The organism is Gilliamella sp. B3801 (assembly GCF_026536645.1).
Taxonomy (GTDB): Bacteria; Pseudomonadota; Gammaproteobacteria; order Enterobacterales; family Orbaceae; genus Gilliamella; species Gilliamella apicola_I.
This window is the reverse complement of record NZ_JAFNNR010000014.1, coordinates 1-26,529: the sequence shown is the minus strand read 5'-3', so window position 1 is coordinate 26,529 and position 26,529 is coordinate 1. Positions and strand designations below refer to the sequence as shown.

At 34.5% G+C, this 26,529-nt stretch carries 27 protein-coding genes and 1 pseudogene; 5 read left to right on the top strand and 23 right to left on the bottom strand.

Features of this window, described 5'->3' with window-relative positions; genetic code table 11:
• Position 1 precedes the first annotated feature (1 nt).
• From J3U14_RS10990 to srlA, 5 genes are all read right to left on the bottom strand, one after another.
• Positions 2 to 367: a transcriptional regulator GutM gene (locus tag J3U14_RS10990; RefSeq protein ID WP_267350123.1), complete on the bottom strand. Its 366-nt coding sequence runs from the start codon at positions 365 to 367 to the stop codon at positions 2 to 4.
• Positions 368 to 439: 72 nt separating this feature from the next.
• Entirely contained in the window at positions 440 to 1,219 is a 780-nt protein-coding gene (gene srlD / locus J3U14_RS10985) for a sorbitol-6-phosphate dehydrogenase (RefSeq protein WP_267350125.1), read from the bottom strand.
• 10 nt (positions 1,220 to 1,229) lie between these two features.
• Positions 1,230 to 1,598, bottom strand: a complete 369-nt coding sequence (locus J3U14_RS10980) for a PTS glucitol/sorbitol transporter subunit IIA (RefSeq protein WP_267350126.1) — start codon at positions 1,596 to 1,598, stop codon at positions 1,230 to 1,232.
• A 24-nt stretch (positions 1,599 to 1,622) separates the two neighbouring features.
• A complete protein-coding gene (locus J3U14_RS10975; RefSeq protein ID WP_324123839.1) occupies positions 1,623 to 2,630 on the bottom strand; it encodes a PTS glucitol/sorbitol transporter subunit IIB in 1,008 nt (335 codons plus the stop codon).
• A 27-nt stretch (positions 2,631 to 2,657) separates the two neighbouring features.
• On the bottom strand, positions 2,658 to 3,206 hold the full coding sequence (gene srlA, locus J3U14_RS10970) for a glucitol/sorbitol-specific PTS transporter subunit IIC (RefSeq protein ID WP_267350127.1): 549 nt from the start codon (positions 3,204 to 3,206) through the stop codon (positions 2,658 to 2,660).
• A gap of 274 nt (positions 3,207 to 3,480) precedes the next feature.
• Here srlA and J3U14_RS10965 point away from each other — a divergent pair, with 274 nt between their 5' ends.
• From J3U14_RS10965 to mutH, 3 genes are all read left to right on the top strand, one after another.
• Positions 3,481 to 4,065, top strand: a complete 585-nt coding sequence (locus tag J3U14_RS10965; protein WP_065558418.1) for a Dps family protein — start codon at positions 3,481 to 3,483, stop codon at positions 4,063 to 4,065.
• Between the two features lie 79 nt (positions 4,066 to 4,144).
• Positions 4,145 to 4,693, top strand: coding sequence for an NADPH-dependent FMN reductase (locus J3U14_RS10960; protein ID WP_267350131.1), 549 nt, complete (start codon positions 4,145 to 4,147; stop codon positions 4,691 to 4,693).
• 51 nt (positions 4,694 to 4,744) lie between these two features.
• On the top strand, positions 4,745 to 5,413 hold the full coding sequence (mutH, locus tag J3U14_RS10955; RefSeq protein WP_267350133.1) for a DNA mismatch repair endonuclease MutH: 669 nt from the start codon (positions 4,745 to 4,747) through the stop codon (positions 5,411 to 5,413).
• A 29-nt stretch (positions 5,414 to 5,442) separates the two neighbouring features.
• Here the strand turns inward: mutH and argA are convergent, their stop codons facing one another.
• From argA to J3U14_RS10920, 7 genes are all read right to left on the bottom strand, one after another.
• Positions 5,443 to 6,771 carry an amino-acid N-acetyltransferase gene (gene argA / locus J3U14_RS10950; RefSeq protein WP_416380131.1) on the bottom strand — a complete coding sequence of 443 codons (1,329 nt, stop codon included), beginning with the start codon at positions 6,769 to 6,771 and terminating at the stop codon, positions 5,443 to 5,445.
• Positions 6,772 to 7,105: 334 nt separating this feature from the next.
• Complete coding sequence (locus J3U14_RS10945) at positions 7,106 to 8,386, bottom strand: MFS transporter (protein WP_267350137.1); 1,281 nt, start codon at positions 8,384 to 8,386, stop codon at positions 7,106 to 7,108.
• A gap of 74 nt (positions 8,387 to 8,460) precedes the next feature.
• Positions 8,461 to 9,660: an MFS transporter gene (locus tag J3U14_RS10940; protein ID WP_267350139.1), complete on the bottom strand. Its 1,200-nt coding sequence runs from the start codon at positions 9,658 to 9,660 to the stop codon at positions 8,461 to 8,463.
• 290 nt (positions 9,661 to 9,950) lie between these two features.
• Entirely contained in the window at positions 9,951 to 10,463 is a 513-nt protein-coding gene (gene aroL, locus J3U14_RS10935) for a shikimate kinase AroL (protein ID WP_267350141.1), read from the bottom strand.
• Between the two features lie 213 nt (positions 10,464 to 10,676).
• Complete coding sequence (locus J3U14_RS10930; protein WP_267350143.1) at positions 10,677 to 11,030, bottom strand: DUF1870 family protein; 354 nt, start codon at positions 11,028 to 11,030, stop codon at positions 10,677 to 10,679.
• Between the two features lie 153 nt (positions 11,031 to 11,183).
• Complete coding sequence (gene aroE, locus J3U14_RS10925; protein WP_267350145.1) at positions 11,184 to 12,014, bottom strand: shikimate dehydrogenase; 831 nt, start codon at positions 12,012 to 12,014, stop codon at positions 11,184 to 11,186.
• Between the two features lie 327 nt (positions 12,015 to 12,341).
• On the bottom strand, positions 12,342 to 13,241 hold the full coding sequence (locus J3U14_RS10920) for a LysR family transcriptional regulator (protein ID WP_220215953.1): 900 nt from the start codon (positions 13,239 to 13,241) through the stop codon (positions 12,342 to 12,344).
• Between the two features lie 300 nt (positions 13,242 to 13,541).
• Between J3U14_RS10920 and rpmB the strand changes: the two genes are divergently transcribed.
• Complete coding sequence (gene rpmB, locus J3U14_RS10915) at positions 13,542 to 13,778, top strand: 50S ribosomal protein L28 (protein ID WP_220215954.1); 237 nt, start codon at positions 13,542 to 13,544, stop codon at positions 13,776 to 13,778.
• Positions 13,779 to 13,793: 15 nt separating this feature from the next.
• Entirely contained in the window at positions 13,794 to 13,961 is a 168-nt protein-coding gene (gene rpmG, locus J3U14_RS10910) for a 50S ribosomal protein L33 (protein WP_025314526.1), read from the top strand.
• A 260-nt stretch (positions 13,962 to 14,221) separates the two neighbouring features.
• Here the strand turns inward: rpmG and gltP are convergent, their stop codons facing one another.
• The 11 genes and pseudogenes from gltP to J3U14_RS11765 all read right to left on the bottom strand — a co-directional run.
• Positions 14,222 to 15,532 carry a glutamate/aspartate:proton symporter GltP gene (gene gltP, locus J3U14_RS10905; RefSeq protein ID WP_267350166.1) on the bottom strand — a complete coding sequence of 437 codons (1,311 nt, stop codon included), beginning with the start codon at positions 15,530 to 15,532 and terminating at the stop codon, positions 14,222 to 14,224.
• A 90-nt stretch (positions 15,533 to 15,622) separates the two neighbouring features.
• Positions 15,623 to 18,319, bottom strand: a complete 2,697-nt coding sequence (gene gyrA, locus J3U14_RS10900) for a DNA topoisomerase (ATP-hydrolyzing) subunit A (RefSeq protein WP_267350148.1) — start codon at positions 18,317 to 18,319, stop codon at positions 15,623 to 15,625.
• A gap of 100 nt (positions 18,320 to 18,419) precedes the next feature.
• The gene (locus J3U14_RS10895) at positions 18,420 to 18,995 is read right to left on the bottom strand and encodes an SIS domain-containing protein (RefSeq protein ID WP_267350150.1); all 576 of its coding nucleotides are present in this window, start codon (positions 18,993 to 18,995) and stop codon (positions 18,420 to 18,422) included.
• Between the two features lie 15 nt (positions 18,996 to 19,010).
• Entirely contained in the window at positions 19,011 to 19,355 is a 345-nt protein-coding gene (locus J3U14_RS10890; protein ID WP_267350152.1) for a YraN family protein, read from the bottom strand.
• Positions 19,348 to 21,159, bottom strand: a complete 1,812-nt coding sequence (locus tag J3U14_RS10885; RefSeq protein ID WP_267350153.1) for a penicillin-binding protein activator — start codon at positions 21,157 to 21,159, stop codon at positions 19,348 to 19,350. The genes J3U14_RS10890 and J3U14_RS10885 overlap by 8 nt, the downstream gene beginning before the upstream one ends.
• A 410-nt stretch (positions 21,160 to 21,569) precedes the next feature.
• A complete protein-coding gene (gene rlmM, locus J3U14_RS10880; protein ID WP_267350155.1) occupies positions 21,570 to 22,652 on the bottom strand; it encodes a 23S rRNA (cytidine(2498)-2'-O)-methyltransferase RlmM in 1,083 nt (360 codons plus the stop codon).
• Positions 22,653 to 22,699: 47 nt separating this feature from the next.
• Positions 22,700 to 23,650: an LpxL/LpxP family Kdo(2)-lipid IV(A) lauroyl/palmitoleoyl acyltransferase gene (lpxL, locus tag J3U14_RS10875; RefSeq protein ID WP_267350157.1), complete on the bottom strand. Its 951-nt coding sequence runs from the start codon at positions 23,648 to 23,650 to the stop codon at positions 22,700 to 22,702.
• Positions 23,651 to 23,876: 226 nt separating this feature from the next.
• Positions 23,877 to 24,671 (bottom strand): thymidylate synthase, encoded by a 795-nt coding sequence (gene thyA, locus J3U14_RS10870; RefSeq protein WP_267350159.1) that lies wholly within the window; start codon positions 24,669 to 24,671, stop codon positions 23,877 to 23,879.
• Positions 24,668 to 25,537: a prolipoprotein diacylglyceryl transferase gene (lgt, locus tag J3U14_RS10865; RefSeq protein ID WP_267350161.1), complete on the bottom strand. Its 870-nt coding sequence runs from the start codon at positions 25,535 to 25,537 to the stop codon at positions 24,668 to 24,670. The genes thyA and lgt overlap by 4 nt, the downstream gene beginning before the upstream one ends.
• Positions 25,534 to 26,106, bottom strand: a complete 573-nt coding sequence (gene rppH / locus J3U14_RS10860) for an RNA pyrophosphohydrolase (RefSeq protein WP_065558435.1) — start codon at positions 26,104 to 26,106, stop codon at positions 25,534 to 25,536. Before rppH ends, lgt begins: the two co-directional genes overlap by 4 nt.
• A 329-nt stretch (positions 26,107 to 26,435) precedes the next feature.
• Positions 26,436 to 26,529, bottom strand: a pseudogene (locus tag J3U14_RS11765) (pseudouridine synthase); the annotation flags it as partial.

Sequence of the window (26,529 nt, the reverse complement as noted above, 5' to 3'; positions counted from 1 at the left end):
ATTATTTGTTTGCTTTTAATGCAAGAATCAAGGCGCTTTGTGACGCAAAATCATTGGGGAAAATGGTTTCAGGCATAATATCGGTAATATTTAGTCCCAATAATTGTGGTATTGGTTTTGGCAATGCAAAAACGGTCACTCCTTTCATCCATACTGAATCAATCACTTTTTTATCGTGATCTAATGATAGCGCGATTAAAACTTTCGGTTTAAAACGTTGAGTTTGGCTACAACCAATACCTAAGTAAGTGCCTTTCTTCATCGATAAAAATGCTCGATTAAAACGACGAATTTGAAACCAGCCAAGTATTATCTGTATACTCCAAGCAATTAGAGCCAATAAGGCTAACGTTGATGTCGTATCCATTATTATCTCCTTTTTACCAGACCAGAAAAGAGATGTGCGAAAGGCATCGCTATACCTTCGCACCAAATTGAGTTAAAACATAACTTGTCCACCCGTAATATTAATTGATTGTCCTGTACAATATGATGCTTTATCGCTTGCATAAAATAACAATACGTTAAGCACATCTTGATAATCACAACCTCGTTTAAGTGGCACTTTATCAATATAAACTTGTTCAACTTGGTTTTCTGGTATACCAAGTTTTTTAGCATATTGTGGAATCAAGGATTGAAACATTGGCGATTTTAATAAGTTACCCAGCATCAATGAATTAACCGTAATTCCGTAGTCAGCAAGATCGAGTGCTAAAGATTGCGTTAATCCAACGCCACCAAATTTTGCGGCGCTATACCCTGAATTGTGTTTGCTACCAACTTTGCCCGATTTAGAGTTAATTTGTATAATTCGACCGGCAGTTTTATATTTAATCATTAAATTAGCAAATTCACGTGCACATAAAAAATAACCGGTAAGATTAACATTGACGGATAATTGAAAGTCTTTCAATACAAAATGAGTAATGGGTGCAGCTTTAGCAACACCGGCACTGTAAACCATTAAATCCATTCTTTTAAATGTATTATCAACTTCTTGTGCTAGCTGTCGCACGCTCTCCTCATTTGTTGCATCGACCCCAAAACCTTTTGCTGTTCCTACCCCATATTTTTTATTTATTACTTCAGCAACTTTATTTGCATTATCAAAATTTAAATCTGCAACGGCAATTTTATACCCAGCATCAGCAATACCTTCAGATAAAAAAGCCCCTAAGGTTTGTCCACCACCTATAATGACTGCTACTTGTTTCATTTTCTGTTCCTTAAATAGTTAAAATTATAATTTCATCATCGATATTAAGTTGATTAGGTATTTCACCAGTAACATGCACTGACCCCGGTAATTCAGCTTCACGATTCCCATCAAATCTTAATGTGAGATGACCTAACTCTTTAAAATTGGTTGTGGCGACTTCCCCAACCGAAGTTATACGATAAGTGTGCTTGCCTAATTGAATGCATTGCCCTATTTCAAGATTCTGCCTTAACTCGTCATGACTATGTATAAAGCAATAATCGGCTAAATCAGACGGTGCACCTTCTTTAAACAGGATTAGCATGCCATCTGCCAACGCTTCTTTGGCAAAGTCACCAATTTGTTTAACTTTTGAATGGTAGATAACTTTTGACATCTTTGACCTTCTCTATTCGTTTGCTTATTGATAAATAAATAACGACACTGCCCACGCAATTAAAACCGTTGGCGCGCCAGTTAAGAAACGACTGACTAAAACAGCGGGAACCCCAACACGCACGGTATCTTGTTTCGCTTCGGCAAGAGACAAACCGACAGGAATGAAATCACAAGCAGCTTGAGCATTAATGGCAAACAAAGCAGGTAAAGCTAAGTGTGGCGGAATATTACCAAGACCAATTTGAACACCAACTAACGTCCCGATGACTTGTGCAATAACCGCACCGGGTCCTAAAAATGGCGAAAGTAATGGAAAAGAACAAATAAGCGCTAGAATAACCAGACCAAGTGGATTATCAGCTAATGGAACTAAGCCATGAGCTATTAAATCACCTAATCCTGAGGCAATAATAATACCAATTAAGGCCGATACAAATGCCATAAACGGTAAAATAGTTTTAAGTACAGTTTCAATCGTATCTCGACCAGCTTGAAAGAATACGGCAACACCTGATCCCATACCGATACCGATTTTTGCTAATAAACCATCGCTTTGTTCGGTAATTTTTTTACTACTGTCATACTCTTTAAAATTATTTGTGTGCACTTTTTGATGTGAATTGTTTGTAACAGATGCTTTCTGGATGTCACTATCTATCTCTTTTTCAATCACACTAATATTATTGGATTTTACGGCTGAGACATAAATATCTTCCAAAATATATTGGGCAAGCGGCCCTGATTTACCTGTCGCATGAATATTAATTGTAGGCACTCTATTTTTAGGATAGATACCACATCTTAATGTGCCACCACAATCAATGACAGCAACCCCAATTTCATCCTTAGGCGGTTCCCCTTCTTTAAAACCATCAATAGCTTGCCAACCCGTTAATTTTTCTAAAGTATCAACAATTGCTGGTCGGGTACCTGCTGCAATGTATACAATTTTTTTACCCGCTATAATTGGCAGCTCTAAAGGTCCACCCCAACCGGCTTCACCTTTTTCAATTCGAATAAATTTCATCATGTTCATTTCCTTGTTTATTCCTTTTAGTTATAGATGTACCTTTCGATCTAATTTAATGCCCATTTTTTTTTCAAAAATAGCAGTACAAAAATCAGTAATCCAACCTCTAAAAAAGTTGGTGAATAAGCCAACTAAAAAATAACTTACAGCCAATGGTCCTAAAGGAAGGTTTAAGGTTGTTAATCCGGCCGCGATACCTAAATAAACAAAAAGTTCACCGGGATTAACATGAGGAAATAGCCCATTCATTGAATGGCAGCTGTAAGATGATGCCGCATAATAACTAGGTTTATAAAACTCGGGCATAAAACGCCCTAGGCTAAGCGTCATCGGATTACAAAAAACAAATGTGCCTATTAAAGGTAACAATAAATATCGTGAAATAGGATTGCCTGCACAAGCTTGCGCTAAGCGCTCAATACGGTCTTGCCCAATGAATTTGATTACGGCATTCATAACCACTAACAGTGAAATTAACAGTGGTAATATTCCCGTAACCATACCGACAAACACTTTTCCACCTTCTTGAAATAAGCCGATAAACCATTCGGCTCCATATGAAATTGTATCAATCATAATTTCTCCTCATTAATTAAACTTCAAACAAAGAGTATCAATTTCAAAAACACAAAACTTTTAACTATGTCACAATTTGAAATAAATTCTTTTATTGTGAAAGAATTTATTTCAAATAATGCTTTATTTAGAATAAAAATAAGAATCATAGACTGCTGAAATAGCAGTAATAGTTAAAAATAGCTCATTTTGATTGGACTTTAGTTAAGACTTGGCGTAATTTGGTATAGGAAAGTTAAGCAATTTTTACAATTCACCTATAGGAGAATATTAGATGGCTAAAAGTACTACTTCCAAAAAAACGACTACAAAAAAACCGTTATCTGCCAAAAGTACAGCTACTGCAAAAAGACTACAACAATCTGCAATTTTATTTCCAACTGATTTAGGTCAAAAAGCGTCTAAAGATATCTCTGGAGCAATGAATTCTGTGTTAGCCGATGTCTTTGCTTTGTATTTAAAAACTAAAAACTTCCATTGGCATGTCAGTGGTCCACATTTTCGTGATTACCATTTAATGTTAGACGATCATGGAGATCAACTATTTGCAATGACTGATCCGATTGCTGAACGTGTACGTAAATTGGGCGGAACAACGTTACGTTCAATTAGTCACATCTCTAAATTACAAAGTATTTCTGATAATAATGCAGATTTTGTTGAGCCGTCTGATATGCTTGCTGAACTTTGTCAAGATAATATTAGATTAACAGAACGAATGCGTGTTGCTCATGATATTTGTGATAAATACAATGATTCAGCAACAGCAAGCTTAATTGAAGAATGGATTGACCAATCTGAAAGACGAGCTTGGTTCCTATTTGAAACAGGACGTAAATTAGATTCATCAGGACATTAAAACACCGTAATGATCTGTAATTATCTTAAATAAGAGACACTCATGGTGTCTCTTTATTTTCAATTTAAGGGGACCCAAAATGAGTAAAAAAATTGCAGTACTCGTTGGTAGTTTACGTAAAGGTTCATATAATTTAAAAGTAGCTAAAATCCTTAAAGAAATTGCCCCTTCTTCACTTTCCTTATATTTAATCGAAATTGGCGATCTTCCCTTTTATAATGAAGATATTGATACCGATACCCCACCAGCATCTTACACTTTATTTCGCAACGAAATAGCGGATTGCCGAGGCGTGATTTTTGTCACACCTGAATATAACCGAGGTTTACCTGCTGTAATCAAAAATGCAATTGATGTCGGCTCACGTCCTTATGGTAAAAATGTCTGGGCAAAAAAACCAGCGGCAGTAATTTCGGTATCACAAGGTGCAATTGGCGGTTTTGGCGCTAATCATCAACTACGTCAGTCACTAGTTTTTCTTGATATGCCAACTTTACAACAGCCTGAAGCTTATATTGGTGGTATCAGTGCCGCTTTCGATGCGAATGGTAATATTGCAGAAAAAACCCGAGAATTTCTTTCATCAATTATTCAAGCTTACGCAGTATGGGTTGAAAAATTAAGCTAATCCTTTATTATTTTAGCTATGTACATATTTATTAGATAGTATCGTTTCGAGATGGCAATATTTTTTCCAAGCAGTGAACAAGAGTTATTAGATCGAGCAAAACTTGTTGCTGGATATACATTTGGTGAAATTGCTCAATATTTAGGTATGCCAATTCCTGACAATTTGACTAAACAAAAAGGATGGGTTGGCAATCTTATTGAAACGTTTTTAGGGGCTAATGCGGGTAGTAAAGCTGAACGGGACTTTATTAATCTGGGCATCGAACTAAAAACAATTCCAATTGATATGCATGGAAAACCATTAGAAACGACCTTTGTCAGTGTCGCACCATTAATGGCAAATCATGGGGTAATTTGGGAAACAAGTCATGTGAGATATAAATTATCTAAAGTACTTTGGATCCCAATCGAAGGGGAAAGATCTATCCCACTTGCCAATCGTAAAGTTGGTAGTCCTATTTTATGGATACCCTCAAAAGAACAAGAACAGCAACTCAAACAAGATTGGCAAGAACTGATGGATATGATTGCATTAGGTCATGTTGAAAAAATTACCGCGCATTATGGTACTTATTTACAAATAAGACCTAAAGCGGCAAACGGTAAAGCTTTAACCGAAGCGGTGGGAGAAAATGGTCAAACTATTTTAACACGTCCACGTGGCTTTTATCTTAAAAAAACATTCACCATGCAAATTTTACACAACGCTACTTACTAATACTATCATCCTGATTCTAAGAAAAGAATTCAGATAATATCAAGCATTAAAATTTTGGAGTTGCGTTGATAGTTATAAAGTTGCTTTTTTTTAATCGGTAAATCATCGACTTCTGCTGGGTTAAAGCCCTTTTCTCTAAACCAATGAATACTACGCGTTGTTAGCACAAAGATTTTATTAAGTCCTAAATTTTGCGCTCTACTTGCAACCGTGCTAATCAACAAATCACCTCTGGATGAATTGCGATAATCAGGATGAATAGCAACACATGCCATTTCACCCATTTTTTCTTCTTGATAGGGATAAAGCGCTGCACAACCGATAGTCATATTGTCACGCTCAATAATCGTAAATTTATCAATTTCCATTTCCAACTGCTCTCGTGAACGCTTAACTAAAATACCTTGTTCTTCTAACGGACGAATCAATTCTAAAATACCACCAATATCGTTAATGCTCGCTAAGCGAATTTGTTCAGAATGCTCTTTAGCAACTTGGGTACCAATACCATCACGTGAAAATAGTTCTTGTAAAATAGCACCATCAATTAGATAGCTAACTAAATGACTACGCCTAACGCCACTTCGACAGGCTTTTGAAGCAGCTTTCAAAAAGCGAGCTTCACTGGATAGATATTTACCTAATTGCTGTTTACAATTGACATAGTTGTCAGCATCGATTGGAAAAAGATCAGTAATAACTTTACCTTGCTCATCAAGCACACCTTGCTCAGCACAAAAGCTGATTAACTTATCAGCTTTGATTCGAATCGCCACTTCGGCAGCAACATCTTCTGAAGCTAAATTGAAGCTTTCTCCTGTCACCGATACACCAACCGGCCCTAATAGCACAATCGAACCACGATTAAGTTGCTCATCAATTGCCTCACTATTAATACGACGAATTTTACCTGTATGGCAATAATCAATTCCCTCGTCTATTCCTAAGGGTTGAGCAATAACAAAATTACCGCTGACAACATTAATATGAGCACCTTGTAATGGGGTATTATTCAAACTCATTGATAAACTGGCAGTAATATTCAGTTGTAACATGCCTGTTACTTGCTTAATAATATCCAAAGTAACGGCATCTGTAATTCGGGTGTTTTTGTGGTATTTCGGCTCAATATTGTGATTTTTAAGTGATTCATCAATTTGATTGCGTGCTCCATTGACAATAACCAATTTGATTCCAAGACTATACAGCAATCCAATATCACTAATAATACTTGAATAGTTATTACTTTTTAGCACAGCTCCTGTTAATAAAATAACAAAAGTTTTTCCATGATGAGCATTGATATAAGGTACAGAATGTCTTAATCCTTCAACTAACTCGGTTGTTCGCTCTTTCATTTTCGCAATCACCCAAATTGAATATTTATTCATATTTTTTGTATTTTTATTTATTTGCGAACAATAAGCAAGCAATATTTGATAAAATTTTGACAAGATAAAATCACAAGTTAAGTACCAAAAGAAAAACCTGTATTCAACAGTGTGTTGTTTATCAAAATTTTATTAAAAGTGGTAACAACAAACAAAATCAACGTATAAAAAAAGCATACCATTATTGTATGCTTTTTAAACTAAGAATAATTTTAAGTAATGCACTAAAAAACGAGTATTATTTATTCATCGTTTTTTGTCATAATTAATATCAACATCCCTTAAATTTTTATTAAATCGTTTATTTATTAATATTAAAGATCATGCGATAGCGCATTAATACGACAACCGCTAGTAATGTACCTAAACCTGCAATGATTGCATCACTTAACATGATATATCTTAAACCAAAATTTGTGGATATCCAGCCAATTAAAAAGGGAATGACTGTCGTTGCAACGCTCGATGAAGTGAAGAAAATGCCCAATACTTTACCCTTTCCTGATGGAAAAAATTCAGCCATGGTCGTTAATGCAAGTTGTAATACACCGCCTGCAGCTGTGAAACCAAGCACAAATCCTCCGACAATACACATTGTTGGTGTTGGATTGAGATACAATCCGATAAGCATTAACATAGATAACAGCGGATAGACAACCACAATATATACAGGTTTAATTAAACTTTTGACTAATATTGAAGTTAAAAAGACACTAGCAAGGGTACCTAGACCATACGAAGAGAATGCCTTAACCGCTCCTGCTGAATCCATACCAGCGACAGTTTGAGAGAAATCCTTTAAACATGAAGAAACCAAATAAAATGTTGCGGTAGAGGTAAAACCAATCACAATAAAACAGATACCTTCAATCCAAAAATTTGATTTATGTTTTAAAGTTGGCGCTTCTTCAGTAATCGTTTGTAAATCTTTTTCTTCTTGTTCTGGTGTGATTTTATGATTTGGGAATGGCATTTTCAGTACAACTAATGCATTTAATGCGAGAATAATACAACATAAGATAAATGACCAACCGTAATATCCTTCACTCGCCATAATAATACCCATAATGATAGGTAGTACCGATTGACCTGCGGCAATCGCTGCTTTAGTTAATATCGATGCAGAACCAGGCGATTTTGGAAAAGCTTCCATTAATGCAGGATAAGTACCGGCATCAAGTGTTGAATTAGCTATACCGCCTAACACTGCAAACATAAAGGCAATTTCAAAACTTGGGCTAACCAAAATACCAACTAAAAAACCAATATAAAATAATCCGCCTAACGCAATGAAAGGTTTTCGCCCATACTTATCGGATAACGTTCCCATAACAAATAGGACTAACAAGCGCCCCACGCCTAAGCCCATCATGACATCATAAACACTCTTTTTTGCCTTACCTATTAAGTCAGTTTGTTCAGGAGTAAGTGCATCTTGCGCAATATGAAATAAGTAAGCAATTTCAGGATTAAACTGAGCAGCTAAATAATCAATATTCAAACCAAGTATTATTGCCCCCATTCCATGCACAAAGTAGTTTATATATAAACAGATCGAAGTGCCTAAATATCTATTTTTCATTTATTATTTCCTGTATAAATTAATTTTCAAAACACTAAATTAAATTTTACTCATCATGTAAATAACATTGAGTTTTAAATTTTTTTCATATCTATCACTTTGTTAAAACGGAAATAGACAATCAGCGCTAATACCACACTAGTCAGCGCAATAACAAAATCGGTTAAAATGGCATAACGTACATCAATTTTCGCTAATTTAGGCACTATCAATGGAATAACAGTAAAAGAGAATCCGCTAAAAGTATACATACAACCAACGGCAATACCTTTACGTGTTGGAAATAATTGTTGCATGACAACTAACGTTAATTGAAGTACGCCACCTGCAGCAGTAAACCCCATTCCAATAGCAACAAAAAAACACATCTCCGAAGATATATTGAAATAGAAAAGAATGAGCACAAGAGCGGATAGAGCAGGAAGAATAATGATGCAATCTATTGGCTTTAAAAAATATTTGACTATAAATGCAGTAACAAACACAGAAATAATTGATGCTCCGCTATAATAGCTAATCAACTGGTTAGCTTCAAATTCATCCATATTCACACCTTGAACCGCTATGGTTGGCAACCATTGTGAAATGACCAAAAATGTTGCTGTGGTGGTAAACCCCATGATGATTAATAGCACACCTTCAATAGCAAATTTTGGGGTATCTTTAAAATAATTATCAGTTCCTTCACACCCCGTAATAGCAATCTTTTTAGAAGGAAATTGGGTTGGTGCAAGCAATATTCCATTGATTATTAAAAATGCAGCAAAAGAAAGAAATGCCCAACCATACCAGATATGATATTCACCAAAAAAGGTAACGATGAAAGGTAATATTAATGTTCCAATTGAAATGAACGCTTTAATCAATACACTAGCAGAACCTGCTGATCGAGGAAAACACTCAGTTAATGTAGGCATAGAGCCAGTATCTAAACATGAGTTTCCAGCCCCAATAGCAATAGCGAGACAAAAGGCGATATGAATGTCAGTGCAAAACGTCATACCTACAAAAAAGATTACATAACATGCCATACCTAAATAGATAAAAAGTTTACGACCAAATATATCTGACAAGATTCCACCAGCTAGCATCAAAGATATTTTTCCTATCCCAATACCAGACGCAACATAGCCAAGTTCAACAATATCGGTATTGAGTTGTTTTGAAAGATCATTTGAAAATTGCATGATTACGATTAAAGCAATACTTTGTATAATGTAATTTGCGTAAATAGAGCTGACAATCCCATAAGAATTGACCTTTCGATTATCCATTGGTAGTACTCCATAGCTAAAAATTAAAAATATAAAACTATAATTGCTTTCAATATACAATCATCAATCTGAATCTAAAAGAGATAAGTATAATTTTATTGCTAAACTTTAATGTTGGTCACATTTATTTATAGATTCTAATAAATTCATAAATAGAAAAATATAGTATTGATTAATATACGAACCAAAAAATAAATTTATTCTATAGTATTTTAATAATTTATTCTTTTTTTTTATAAAAAATGCCACATTGAATGTGGCACTTTGGAAGAAAGGAAGAAAATAGTATATTAATTCTGCAAAATTTGAAGAATTTCACTAAGAATTTGACTTTCATCTTGATCAACATTGATTACATGATGTGCTGCATCATGATATAAAGGTAATCTATCTGCTAATACTTTTTCCATTTCATCAACGATGGATAAGCCTGTTAAGGATGGTCTTTGGGCAACATTAGGATCTTTCATTAAGCGTGCGGCTAATGTTGCCGCAGGAGCAGATAAAAAGATCACTGTTCCATTTTGTTTCATGAAGTCACGATTATGTTCAGCTAATACCATCCCACCTCCAGTTGCGATAACACGTGACGATTTGGTCGTATCAATCAGGACTTGACTCTCTCTTGCTCTGAATCCTTCCCAACCTTCTTTTTCGACGATTTCTGCAACGGTTTTTTGGGTAGTTTCCAGTAAATGGCAATCTGTATCAACGAAAGAAAATGACAGCTTATTTGCAAGCATTTTTCCTATAGTTGTTTTACCTGCTGCTCTTGCACCAACTAAAAAAATTGTCTTATTCATATTGGATCCTTTCATATTTACAGATTGAAAAATATATCACTATGCTAGTGATTCACTTCAGCTTTTGCAACAATTTTTTTACATATTGTTTATCAAAACAAACGGCATTGATTTTTATAAATTTAATTTAATTTTTTATCAATTTTTTGTAAATAAAAATTTACACCCTTTATTCTGTTCACTTTATAAATTTATATTATCATCTATAATCTACTAACAAAGTTTTTCTAAACCACGAAAATAGAGTTCCGTTGCAATTGATTGATGTAAGCGCCACTGTATGACATCAAGATCTGGGTTTACCTTTTTAAATTCTTCAAATGTCATGAAATAACGAATAGTATTACTTCCTACTCTATCATTAATACTATTGATGATAATATTTACTTTATCAGTACGAAGTTTTTTTAGCGCTTTCATTGCATTAGCCACAAATTCCGGTACAGGCTCTATGCCTTTTTCCCAATCGTGCCAAGTTTTCGCATCAGTTTTACCAATATATTCGCTTGCTTCTGGCACTTTTAGCATAAGAAAACGGCGATAAGCTTGCAATTCTAGGTTAGTCATAATTACTCCTTCTAATAACAGACTAAATTTATACAATAGAATAAAAACCAATTAAAATCGAAAATTAGAATTTTTCAGCAAATTGTATAAATCGTTTATCAAACACATTTAATGATGCAAAATGGTTCAATGTATTGAATTTTTACTAAATACTTATTTTTCAGCTAAAGCATCTATAACAGCTTGTTTTGCCCGGTCAGATAAATCTTTTCCTGTCCAAATTTTGAATTGGGCATTCGCTTGACCGATAAACATTTCTCGTCCCGAAATTGATTCCCATCCCGCTTTTTCAGCTTCTTGTCTAAAACGAGTATGATATGGAGTATACACAATGTCATATGCAATACCTTTTCCTTTGAACCAAGAATATTCATAAGGTGTCTGATCTTCCAATTTACCTTTCATACCTAATGGCGTAGAATTGATAATAATTTGTGCTTCAACTTTATCACGGTCTTCCCAAGCAACCGTTTTTAAATTAAATTCTTTGGCAAGCTCTGACGGCAAATCTGTTACAATATCCGTTACAGTAATATCGGTATAACCTAGATCATGTAAGCCAACTACCGCAGCTCGAGCTGCACCGCCTGCGCCAAGTAATAGCACTTTTTTGTAGTGTGGCGGTAGCTGCTTTTCTTGAAGAGGTTGCATAAAACCAACAATATCTGTGTTATCACCACAAAGCTTATCACCATCCCAATAAACCAAATTTGCAGCACCTGCTTTTTTGACATGTTCAGTCACTTCATCTAAATAAGGAATAATAGCTTGCTTATGTGGAATTGTGACACACAATCCGCGAATATTTAATAATCTTACAGATTTAAAAAGAGTAGGAATATCTTCTGGTGGTGTTGAAAATGGAACCAAAACCGCTGGAATGCCATAATCTTGAAATGATGTGGTATGAATTAGTGGACTCAAACTATGTCCTAAAGGATAACCGATAATACCGTAAATACTATAAGGCGTGAACTGGCTCATGTAATCTCCTTGAAAGTTAGAAAATTAAACCGAATAAATAAATTCTGTCATTCATTGTATTAAAGCATATTTATTATAAAATTAAATCATTTTTTCAAAAATTATAGATACCCTTAATGATTTGTTTTATAACAATTTGTTTAATATATAGAATTTAAATTTGATGAGTAAAAGCAATGTTAAATTGTTTAGAAAATTCATCGATAATAAACTTTTTTATATTTTTTGATGAAAATTGATCATTGATAAGGTTTATCACATCACAAACCTTATCATTATTCTGATATGCCAAATCCCCTATGATAAATTCATGCTAGTTGATAAAATTTATCGACCAAAAATCGCATCATCACTGTGTTCAATTAAGAAATGATAAAACTTCTGCGCTGCCGGTAATAACGGTCTATTTTCCATTGTCGCAATAAATATATCTCTTTTTTGATAATTTTTGCTCATTGGTACTAATGTTACATTGAACTCTTCAGGTATATGTACTCTCGGCATAATACCGATACCATAATTAATCGATACTAATCCCATCATGGCGCTTTCTGTTTCAACATGACAAGCTATGTTCGGCTTGATGCCCGTTTTATTTAACATGTCATCGATCACACTTTTCATCCCACTTCGTTCTGTAAATAAAATAAGGGGTTCGTGAATTAAGTCTTTTAAATCAAGTTTTTTACGCTTAGATAAAGGATGATCATTAGAGATAATAAAAACTAATTCTTGTTTAGTTAACTTTTGAAAATGAACATCTGGTTCATCTTGTAAACGTGAACAGATAGCTATCTCGTATTTTTTGTCTCTTAATCCTTCAATGATATTTTGTGACATTCCTTCATAAAAAGAGAAAGTAATGTCTTTATTCTCAGGTTGAGCTAAAAACGCCTTGATAATTTTTGGAATATAATTGGAACTAATAGAATAGATAAAAGCAAGTCCAATATGACCATGTGAAACACTGGTTAACTCTTTAACAAACTGTTCGCCTTCTGATAATGCCGTTAATGCTTGTTCTACATAAGTAAGATATTGTTTTCCTTCTTTTGTTAGTTCAACATTTCGGCCTCTTTTTTGAAATAATTTAATCCCAACCTCTTTTTCCAGTTCTGATATAGAATGACTAAGGCTTGGCTGACTGATTGAAAAATATTCTGATGTTAATGTGTAATGTTGAGTTTTAGCAAGCACTTGGAAATATTTTAGTTGTTTAAGATTCATGTGATCAAACTCTCTTTACTTAGTTATACAAAAGACAGTATAGGAGAATTTTCCATTAACACAATATTTGTATTTTATTTAACTCAGTTAAATTTAAACTTATTTTTTTCTTAAACAAGATAATACTTGAGAATTTGCCGATAAAAGCGTATACTTCGCTACCTCATTATTGTGGGTGTAGTGTGAGAGGTGAAACTGCTTCTCAAATAGAGCTGCAGCAAACTAAAAGCCTGACGAGGTTAATTCCATTAACATATTACGCCCAAGGCTTAAGCATAGAAATTTTGGAGAATTATTGACATGTCACGAGTATGCCAAGTAACAGGAAAAAAACCTTTAGTAGGGAATAATCGTTCTCATGCGATGAATGCTACTAAACGTCGTTTTCTACCAAATCTTCAAACTCACCGTTTTTGGGTTGAGAGTGAAAAACGTTTTGTAAAATTACGTGTATCAGCTAAAGGTATGCGTACTATCGATAAAAAGGGTATTGATGCAGTTTTAGCTGAACTTCGTGCCCGTGGTGAAAAGTACTAATAAGGAAACCCTATCATGGCAAAAGGTGTACGCGAAAAAATTAGATTAGTTTCTTCTGCTGGTACAGGTCATTTTTATACCACTAGCAAAAACAAAAGAACCATGCCTGAAAAAATGGAGATCAAAAAATACGATCCTGTTGTTCGTCAGCATGTTATCTATAAAGAAGCTAAAATCAAATAGTTTTAGATAAATACCAAAAACCCAGCAAAAGCTGGGTTTTTTTATGTTTATCGATTACCTATCATTATCAAATTAAACTTCTATTAATAGTCCATATGTATTCTTCTATTATCTACATGGATAATTAAAAAATATTGATTGTTACAAACTATCACATAAACAGAATATTAATGAAGATAAGCATTTACCACTTAAATTCAATTATAAAAAAAGCTCCAGTTTTTATCCTGAAGCTTTTTGGAAAGTTATAAAACTATTTTTTATTTTAAATATTGCTGTTCATATGCTTGGGCTTTTTTATCATCAAATACATGTTCCCAGCGAGCAATAACAATAGCCGCTAAGGCATTACCAACCACATTAACCACGGTGCGCCCCATATCTAATATACGCTCAACCCCCATAATATAACCAATGCCGTCAAGCGGTATTCCAACACTACCTAATGTCGCAGAAAGCACCAAAATTGAAGCTCCCGGTACACCAGCAATCCCTTTCGATGCAACCATTAGTGTAATAACAACAATAATTTGATCGAGAATCGACAATTCCATACCGAAAAGCTGAGCTAAAAAGATAACAGTGATACTTTGATATAATGTTGAACCATCAAGATTAAATGAATAACCTGTTGGAATAACAAAGCTGGTTATGGATTTTGGCGCACCATAGGCTTCCATCTTTTCAATAATTTTAGGTAATGCAGTCTCTGAACTCGCTGTTGAAAAGGCAATAACTAACTCTTCTTTTAATATTCGTAAAAGTTTAAAAATACTGAATCGGCACAATTTACAAACAAGTCCTAAAACGACAATTGTAAATATAATCATTGCCGAATAAACCGTAACAATAAGTTTGAATAATGGTAATAAAGATTCAAAACCATATTTTGCCACCGTGACAGTAATAAGTGCAAAGACACCTATCGGCGCATAACGCATAATCATATTGGTCACTTTGAACATGGTATCAGAAACAACTTTTAAAAAAAATACGAAAGGTTCTCGTTGCTTATCAGGTAAAGACATAAGTCCTAAACCAAAAAATACGCAGAAGAAGATCACAGGTAAAACAGCACCATCACTCATTGCTTTAAAGATATTAACAGGAATCATCTCTAAAATCATGACGATTAAGCCATGTGGTTTTTCGCTTTGTTCTTGAGCTGCTTTAGCAAAATTACTGACATCAGTAGTTGCTAAAGTTGAAGAATCAATACCAGCCCCAGGTGTAAATAGATTCCCCCAAAGAAGCCCCAACAAAATAGCAATAGTTGTGATAATTTCAAAATAGAGAATTGTTTTAAAGCCTAAAATACCTAATCGCTTTGAACCGCCAATGCCTGCTATACCTAACGTTAAAGTACTAAGAATAATTGGCAATACAATCATTTTTATTAAGCGAATAAAAATATCCCCAGCTGGTTGAAAGACATTAACGATTAAAAATTGGTAATCAGAATGCAAAGGATGGTTTGAATCAGAAAGTTCGTACAGATAAGCACCTACAGCCACGCCTAGAATTAATGCTATTAAGATTTGCCATGCAAGATTTGATAATATTTTTTTCATTAAAAATGACATCTAATACTATTCCTTTTTGAGGTTTTCTAAAATAAAAAAGGACTAGCTATATAACTAATCCTTCTTAATAATTAAAAATTATTCTTCGGACTCCTGAGCTGAATTATCCAGCTCGTCTCTCTGCTGCGATGATACTGATTCCACATCATCATCTTCGGTTTCAGCGATTCGTTGCAGACCCACAACTTTTTCGTTATCGGCTGTGCGAATCAACCTTACACCTTGTGTATTTCGACCGACAATACTTACTTCTGAAACGCGTGTGCGTACTAACGTTCCGGCATCAGTAATTAGCATGATTTGATCAGTTTCATCCACTTGTACAGCACCAACCACAGCGCCATTTCGTTCACTGACTTTGATCGAAATCACCCCTTTTGTTGCCCGAGATTTTGTTGGATAAAGCTCTTGTTGAGTACGCTTACCATAACCATTTTGCGTTGCGGTTAAAATCGCACCATTGCCTCGAGGGACGATAAGTGACACTACTTTATCATCACTTTCAAGTTTAATGCCACGCACACCTGCAGCGGTACGCCCCATTGCTCGAACTTTATTAGCAGGGAAGCGAACAACTTTACCATTAGCAGAGAACAGCATGATGTCTTCCGTATCAGAAACTTGAGTGATTTCGTCTTCATCTGACTCAATGTCTTCATTCACTACATCATCATTTAGTTCTTCATCATCAATGGCTGATGATTCATTACTCGTTAAATCGACACCGATTAACTCATCATCATCACGTAAGTTGATTGCAATAATACCACCACTACGTGGGCGACTAAATTCAATAAGAGAAGTTTTCTTCACCGTTCCTTGAGCAGTCGCCATAAATACGCAATGTTCATCGTCAAATTCCCGAACGGGTAAAATTGCGGTGATACGTTCATTTTCTTCAAGTGGTAATAAATTAATAATTGGACGACCACGAGATCCTCGACTTGCCTCAGGTAATTGATAAACTTTCATCCAATATAAGCGACCACGGCTTGAGAAGCACAAAATAGTATCATGGGTATTAGCAACTAATAATTTTTCAACAAAATCTTCTTCTTTGATTTTGGTTGCTGATTTACCTTTACCACCACGACGTTGAGCTTCATAATCTGAAAGCGGTTGATATTTCACATACCCTTGATGAGAAAGGGTAACAACAACATCTTCTTGTGCAATCAGATCTTCAATATTGATATCCGCACTACTTGCCGTAATTTCCGTTCGTCTTGCATCTTGGAACTGATCGCGTATCGCTTCAAGCTCTTCACGTATCACCTCCATTAATCTTTCAGGACTTGCCAGAATATATAATAGTTCACCGATTTGAACTAATAACTCTTTATATTCATCAAGAATTTTTTCATGTTCAAGTCCGGTTAAACGATGCAAACGAAGATCTAAAATTGCTTGAGCTTGCGCCTCAGAAAGATAATAGTGACCATCACGGATACCGAATTCTGGAGCCAAATCTTCTGGACGAGCAGCATCATCGCCTGCTTTTTCAAGCATTGCCGCAACATTTCCAAGTTGCCAAGCTTGAGATAAAAGTTTACTTTTTGCTTCAGCTGGTGTTGCAGCTGCTCGAATTAACTCAATCACAGGGTCAATATTGGCAAGTGCAATCGCTAAACCTTCTAATACATGTGCACGTTCACGGGCTTTACGCAATTCGTAAATAGTACGGCGTGTTACAACTTCACGACGATGTAGCACAAAAGCTTCGATCATTTCACGTAAATTTAACAGCTTTGGTTGACCTTTATGTAAAGCCACCATATTGATACCAAACGAGACTTGTAATTGGGTCAATGAGAAAAGATTATTCAGTACAACTTCACCCACCGCATCTCGTTTAATTTCTATGACAATGCGCATGCCATCTTTATCCGATTCATCACGCAAAGCAGAAATGCCTTCAACTTTCTTATCTTTAACTAATTCAGCAATTTTTTCGATGAGTTTTTTCTTGTTAACTTGATAGGGTATTTCATTAACAATAATTGTTTCACGACCACTGTGGTCATCAACTTCAATGGTTGCTTTAGAACGAATATAGATAATTCCACGACCAGTACGATAAGCATTTTCTATGCCTTTTCGACCGTTTATTAATGCTGCGGTTGGAAAATCTGGCCCCTGAATATGTTCCATTAACCCTTCAATGGAAATATTTTCATCTTCAATATAAGCAAGGCATCCATTAATAACTTCTGTAAGGTTATGCGGTGGGATATTGGTCGCCATACCTACTGCAATTCCTGATGATCCATTAATTAATAAGTTAGGAATACGTGTAGGTAACACATCAGGAATCATTTCTGATCCGTCATAGTTTGGTGAAAAATCGACGGTTTCTTTATCAAGATCTGTCAGTAATGCACCTGCAAACTTTTGCATACGAATTTCGGTATAACGCATTGCTGCTGCCGAATCACCATCAACCGATCCGAAGTTACCTTGACCATCAACCAGCATATAACGCAGTGAAAATGGCTGTGCCATACGTACAATTGTGTCATAAACAGCTGAGTCACCATGCGGATGGTATTTACCGATTACATCCCCAACTACACGAGCTGATTTTCGATAAGGTTTATTCCAATCATACCCCGCTTCATGCATGGCAAATAAAACACGTCGGTGAACAGGCTTTAAGCCGTCACGAACATCAGGCAGTGCACGCCCGACGATTACAGACATAGCATAATCAAGGTAAGAGGATTTTAGTTCATCTTCAATGTTAACGGGAGTTATTTCTTTGGCTAGTTCGGTCATAACACCAAGTTCTCTTATTAATATAAATCATTAAAACAGCTTATAATTATAGCATATTATTCGCTATTATTGCAGAACTAAACTGTTTTTATTTTCATTATTAAGTATGATTAAACAAAGTATTTTCAATTAATTGGCATAAACAGTTTAAAATCATAGCATGCATCTCATAAGCCATCACTTTTTTGTAGGTCGGAATTCTAATTTCAATATCATTTTGACCTAATAAACCTATTACCTCTCCACCATCAAAAGCCGTTAGAGCAACAATTTTCATATCTTTAATGACCGCTTCTTGTACAGCTCGGATAATTGCTTTACTGTTCCCTTGGCAAGTTGCCACGATTAATATATCACCTTGTTGCCCCAATGCTTGTATTTGGCGTGCATAAATCTCTTCATGATTTTTAATTGCACTTAATAAAACATTATCAGACACTAAAGCGATAGCGGGGATACTAGGTCTTTCAATATCAATACTGGTAATTAATCGAGAAGTAAAACTTTGGACATTCGCAGCCGAAGAGCCATTACCACAACTCATAATTTTATTACCATTGAGTAATCCTTCAACGATGATGTTAGCGGCTTTTTCAATTGCCGAACCTAAGGATTCAGCCATCACAATTTGTGTTTGAATACTTTCTGTAAAATAATTTTTAATTAAGTCTTGCACGTTTTCACCTAAAAATTAAAACGCATTAATAATCCATTGTTGGCTTTTACCAGTAATAGCAAAAACATCAAATCGAAACTCAGTTTCTTCAATATTCAAATTTTGCGCAATCATCCAAAGTTGCGCTGCCTGTTTAATTTTATTTTGTTTATTAGGCGTTATTGTCATTTCTGCATGACCAAAATGGGCATTTTTTCGATAGCGCACTTCTATAAAAACAAGGCATTGTTTGTCACGCATAACCAAATCAAGTTCCCCAAAGCGAAATTGACTATTTTTAGCTATAAGCGTTAAACCTTTCCCAAGCAGATACTGACAAGCAATATTTTCAAAATGCTCGCCAATTTTTTTTCTATTCACTAATCGGTTCTGATTTAGTTGAGCTATTAGAATATTGTTGCCATGATAATGCGCGCGTTATTTCGCATTGTTCTGACGTTGATAATTTACCTGTCATTCCATCTAAAAAATTAGTTTGATTTGAACTTAATTGATTAAAACGATTTGCTAAACGCCAAGCATCTATTCCCATTGCATAAACACGCATTAAGGAATAATCCTTCTTAATACTGTCCGGCAACTCGATCGAGGTATCAAGTTGATTAGAAATGAGCGGAATTTCAGCATATTGCGTTTGATTTAAATCATAGTAGAAGTCATTAGATGCATTTGCGACATGACTTTTTGAACTTGAATACAGCGCAACACTCGCAGATGACGAGTGACCAATCGGTTTATCAGCTCCCATATCCAACATCGGTTTGATCAACGTTAATTCATCGTATGAGGAATAAATATAAATAGCATCAAAATCAGTAAAATTATCAACTAAACTCATTGATTCAGATGGCATATCAGTAAGAACAATAGGCTCACCAACAAGTTCGATACCAACATTTTTATTCATACTATCACTTAATGTTTTCGCATTTCCAAAATACTGGACATAAGCTGGTGAGCTGTTAACTGAAAGTTGAGACCACTGTTTTGCAAAATTTTGTGCTACGCGTTTACCAAGTTCATTTTGTGGGACTAATAACAATGGTTTTAGTTTATTTTGTGCAAATATATGATTAGCTGCATCTTTTGCTTCATCTTCAGGCGATAATGCAAAATAACACATCTTGTTGCGGGTATCTGATTTATTCTCAACTTTATTCAATGCTAATACAGGAATACCCGGCGCCAATTGCTTGATATAGTTAACATCACCTTTTAATAAAGGTCCTACAATTAATTCTACATCTTTATCTTTAGCTTGTTGAATTAATTTATCTAATGAGGCACTTGCTGTATCAAACGTCACAATATTTTGTTGTGGTTCTTGTGGATAAAACTTCATGGCATCAAAATAACCTTGACGAATTGTTTCACCAAAAATATGTGAAGTTCCACTTAACGGTAATAACAATGCCACTTTTTTGCCTTCATTATCAACACTAAGTGTTTGTTCTCCCGTTAACATTGAAATAACACCATTACCAGGATGATTAGGATATCGTGTCGCCCAATCATGAAAAGCCTGTTTTAAATTTTCATTGTCAGAAGCACCAACTAGTGTAGTTGTTTGATAAGCGATACTTAATTCAATCCAGCCTTGTAATGTGGTTTCATTAGTACCTACAGCAATTTTATCCATTTGATCGCTTCTTAACTTACTGAAAAAATTCCATGTACTACTCAATACTTGTTGACACTGATCTTTCGATGACCATTTTTCTAATTCAATATAGTCATGTGCTTGAGCATTAATATTTTTTTTGTCTAAAGCTAATTTGATGGAGTAATATCGATATAACTGTGAATTATTAAGCTCTTCAATAGATAAGGTATCAAGTTTAAATCGTTTTCCTGTTCTAACTGCGATTTCACCTTGAGATAAAATTTTATCTATTTTTTGTTCCGGATTGAGATCTGTCGACAACTTAGAAAGTAGTGTGTTAGCTTGTGAAAGCTTGTTTTCTTTAATTAATGCCCGAATAGCTAACAATTGCCAATTTGTTTTAGCTTCTCCAGAACTTGCTTCGACTTGTGAAAGATAATAACTCGAATCTTTGCTTTCATCAAAGCCAGAACCGTTTTTTGAAAAGCTCCCTGAACATCCAACTAAAAATGCTAATAATACTGATATTAACATTGTGTAAAATGAGCGTTTTATATTCATACCTATTCTCGTGTAATTTGTTGTCACTAAATTCGTTGTTAATTCATTGTTACTTAGTTTGGTTATGATAATGTGTTTAATTTAACTTCAAAAATAATCTATTTATTTTCAATTTATAATGACTTTTTAGTAAATTTGATCGTGCTAATTTATCGCATTTTTACTTGGGATATAGAAGAACACAACTATTTTCGCTTTATTATCTATTTACCGCGATTTGACCGCTAATTACATTACTCATTGATTTAAATCAGAACATATATCAATCAATATTAAGCTTTTTCGTTACATATATAAAGCTATACAGACAACAATATATAAACTATTTTGATGACTAATAAAGTATATTCTTTTACCTAAAAAATTAGCTTAGTTTAACTAACTACAGTCAATTAAAGAATTAATTATTTTTATCCCCAAATTCGTTGTACATGAACGGTAATTTCTTCTCGATCATGATAAAGCTGTTTTGCTTGAATTTGAACATTAATTTGATTGTCATTTAATATGTTATTGAGCAATTGTAAATTTTGTTTTACTTCTTCATAACGCTTTTTCATGGGTAATTTCAGATTAAAAATTGTTTCTCGACACCAACCATTGATAAGCCATTTAGTTATTAATTCTGTCACCTTAGTCGGTTTCTCAACCATATCACAAACTAACCAATAAATATTATGCTTTTTAGGCATAAATTTAAAGCCATCTTCTCGAAAATGTTTAACTTGCCCTGTTTCCATTAATTTCGGATTCATTGGACCATTATCAACGGCATAAACCATCATACTTCGTTTGACAAGCTGGTATGTCCATCCTCCCGGACAAGCGCCTAAATCAACAGCATTTAATCCACCTTTTAGCCTTTCTTGCCATTCTTCATAGGGAATAAAGATATGAAACGCTTCTTCAAGTTTTAATGTGGAACGGCTTGGGGCATCAACTGGAAATTTTAACCGAGGTATCCCCATATAGAACGGTGAATTATTTTCACTTAGTGAATAACCAACATAACAACTATTATTATTTAGAAATAACACATGAATAACAGGGCGGATTGGATTTTGGACTTTTAATAAAATCCGATGATTTCTTAACGCTTGCCGAAGCGGAACAGTAAATTTGCGACAAAACCCCGCCAACGCTTTTCCTTCATTAGTATCTGCCACTTCAACTCGCAAATCGCCGGCTTTATCAATACATCCCGTTAACGCTTCAACAATAGGCGTAATACGATCATCTGTTGGCAAATCAACTAATCGATCGCCTGTAACAAACATTTGGCGTGCAAATATAAGTGTTCTAAAAGGTAACGCTTGAATTAAGCGTTGAGCATCGCCATTTTGATAGCATTCAAAAACAACATAGCCACTATTATCGTTAACTTTAGCAAATCCAAAGATCTCTTTTTGAGCCGCTTTATCTGTGATTTCAGCGGCACACTCTTTTTCAAAACCAATACGGCAATAGAGAATAATCTTATTTAATTTTTGCATATTGTATCTTTAACTCTTTTTTCAAAAATCCCAAAAAAATAGCTGTATTAGTCGGATTGAACACTGTCTGTATATAATGGTGCTTCACCTTTTGGACGAGTTTTGAATCTTCGATGTAACCACATATATTGCTCTGGCGCTTTTAAAATTTCTTGCTCAATCGCTTTGTTCATAAACGTTGCTGCTTGCACATCATCGTCCATCGGAAAATCAATAAGCTGGGATGTAACATAAACAGTATAATGCCCATTTTTTTCACGTTTGGGGGTAAAAGGGATAATTGCAGGTTGACCAAGTTTAACCAAAATACGCGTACCTATTGTAGTTGCTGCCTTTTCGACAGAAAAGAAAGGCGCAAACACGCTGTTTTTAGGCCCATAATCATGGTCTGGTGCATACCATAATAATTCACCATTTTTTAATGCACGAATCATTCCTTTGGTGTTATATCGTTCTAACATATATTTATTAGACTTTAACCTACCTTTTAACTGCACGTAATCCATAACAGGATTATCATTTGGACGATAAACACCAACTCCAGGATGATGCATACCTAAAATACGAGCACCTAATTCTAATGTGAGAAAATGGATACCGATTAGTAATACCCCCTTTCCAGCCTGCTGTATTTGAGTAATATGCGAATCGCCAACAATAGAAGATTGTTTAGCTAATCGTTTATTTGACCAAAACCAAGCCATACCCGTTTCAAAAATCGCTAAACCAGTTGATATAAAATTTTCACGCAACATCTGATCACGTTCTTGCTGTGATTTTTCAGGGAAACAGAGCATTAGATTTTGTCTTGCTGTTTCTTTACGTTTGCCAATTATTTTCATTGATAGCAATCCCAACCCTTTACCTAATTGATAAATAATTGGATAAGGCAATAACACGATAAGATATAAAAGACCAATCCCAAACCATGTTAACCAATAACGCGGGTGTAATAAACGTTTAGTAAATATTGGGCGAATTTCCTGATTTTGAGTCATATAAAGATTAAGTTATTATCAATAACAAAGTGGACTATTATATACTATATCTTGGTTTTGGTGGCAGAAAAATCAAATTACTAACTTAACAATGACATTCATTTCTCATAATGCTAATTGTTAACATGAGGATTAAAAATTAAAATTAGGGATTAATCAGATTAATCCCAATATATTAGACAACTTAATTTGTAAAATAAAAATCAGTTGAAGTAATTTATTCCGATTAAACAGCAACAGGGGCTTTAATAGCGGGATAAGGGTCATAATCAACAATTTCAAAATCTTCAAATTCGTAATCAAAAATTGTGGGTGGCTTACGTCTAATTTTAAGCTTTGGTAAAGCTCGTGGTTCTCGACTCAGTTGTAAATGCGTTTGTTCCATATGATTTGAATATAAATGGGTATCGCCACCCGTCCAAACAAAATCACCCACTTCTAGATCACATTGTTGAGCAATCATATGCACTAATAATGAATAGCTTGCTATATTAAATGGTAAGCCTAAAAATACATCACATGAACGCTGATAAAGTTGACATGATAGTTTTCCATTTGCAACATAAAATTGGAAAAAAGCATGACATGGTGCTAATGCCATTTGATCTAACTCTCCAACATTCCATGCAGAAACAATCATACGTCTTGAATCGGGATCTGTTTTGATTTGTTGAATTAATTGCGATATTTGATCAACTTGCCTACCGTCAACTGTTCCCCATGCTCGCCACTGTTTTCCATAAACAGGGCCTAAATTGCCATTCTTATCCGCCCATTCATCCCAAATGGTCACTTTATTATCTTGTAAATACTTGATATTGGTATCACCCTTTAAAAACCAAAGTAATTCATGAATAATTGAACGTAAATGGCATTTTTTTGTAGTTACCAGTGGAAACCCTTTTTGCAAATCAAACCTCATTTGATAACCAAAAATTGATAACGTACCCGTTCCTGTGCGATCTGATTTAGGCGTACCCTCATTTAAGATTGTTTTCATCAGGTCTAAATATTGTTTCATGAATTTCTCGCTTTTTGATTAAATCGACATGCATATAACATAATTAAAGCACCACCTAGTATCATAGGTAGACATAAAATTTGCCCCATACTAATGATGTTGAAAAATAAGCCTAATTGTTCATCAGGTTGTCGATAAAATTCAATAACAAACCTAAATAAACCGTAGCATAGTAAAAATAATCCAGATACAGATCCTGTTGGCCTTGGCTTTCTAATAAACAGATTTAAAATAATAAATAAGACAATACCTTCAAAAGCCATTTCATATAATTGGGAAGGATGTCTTGGAAGTATGCCATGCAATTGAGTATACAGTTCTTTCCATTCAGGATGTGATTGAACAAACATGAAATCTGCATGTGATGATGTAGGGAACAGCATCCCAACTGAAGAATGAGTCACACGCCCCCATAGTTCGCCATTGATAAAATTACCAAATCGCCCAAACATTAAACCTATTGGCACTAAAGGTGCGACAAAATCGGCAACTTGCATAAATGTTTTGTGATTTATTTTAGCAAAAATTGCAATAACACAAATAGCCCCAATCAATCCGCCATGAAAAGACATCCCACCTTCCCAAACTTTAAATAATGATATGGGATCGTTGATAAAAACATTAAAATTATAAAAAAGCACATAACCTAATCGCCCACCCACGAAAAGACCTAAAAATCCCCAAAACAGTAAATTTTCAACTTGTGGAACAGTCCATTGGCTATTTGTTTTTTTTGCTCGCCTCTTGGCTAAAAAAAGGGCACCTAATACCCCAAAAAGGTACATTGCTCCATACCAGTGTAAAGAAATAGGTCCAATTGAGAAGGCAATTGGATTGAAATTTGGAAACTGTAAATATTGATTCATCTTTTAGTTCGCTGTTTATTTTTACGTTTATGAACAAAATAATTGGATTTTTTTTTGTTTGAACTGTTTGTTGCTTGTACATCCACTTCAGTTTGTATGGCAAATACGGGTAATGAAAATTCTTTCATGGCTCTGCGATATACATCACGTTTAAAAGAAATCACTTGTCGAATTGGATACCAATAATTGACCCATTTCCAATCATCAAATTCAGGAGTAGAAGAAACATTGAGATTAATCACTGAATTATCAGAAATTAACTCTAATAAAAACCATTTTTGTTTTTGACCGATACAAACAGGTTGATTTTCCCAACGAATCATACGTTTAGGTAATTTATATCTGAGCCAACCATTGGTAACAGATAAAATTTTTACATCTTTAGGTAATAATCCGACTTCTTCATTCAATTCTCGAAACATTGCCTGTTCAGGCGTTTCGTTTTGTTTTATTCCGCCCTGAGGAAATTGCCAAGAATTTTGCCCATAACGACGAGCCCAAAGTACTTGGCCATAACGGTTACAAATAACTATTCCTACATTTGGACGGTAGCCATCATTATCAATCACTGACTACCTCAAAAAAATCTATTTCATATGGCTAAATTGTTTCATACATACAGCAATAAATAAATAGAAAAATGCTATTAATCGAGAAATATGTTATTAAACAGATTAGTTTTAACCATTTTCAGTAGTGCTATTGTTTCTATAAAAACTGTTTTTTGAATGACAAAATTATAAGATAAATTAGAATATTAATGAGTTAAATGATTGTTAAATTATATTAAAACAATAAGTTGAATTTAGATAGATGATAAAGAAAGGTAACATCAATAGTGTTTGGTTGAAAAATAGGGATAACTTACACCTTTCAAAATACACCTACTTTAATCAAATATATTACTATCGTTTGTTAATAAAAGTAACCCTTCACTGTCAGTATCTAATCGTCCAGCAGGATAAAATTTGGGTAATGAGATAAAATCTTTC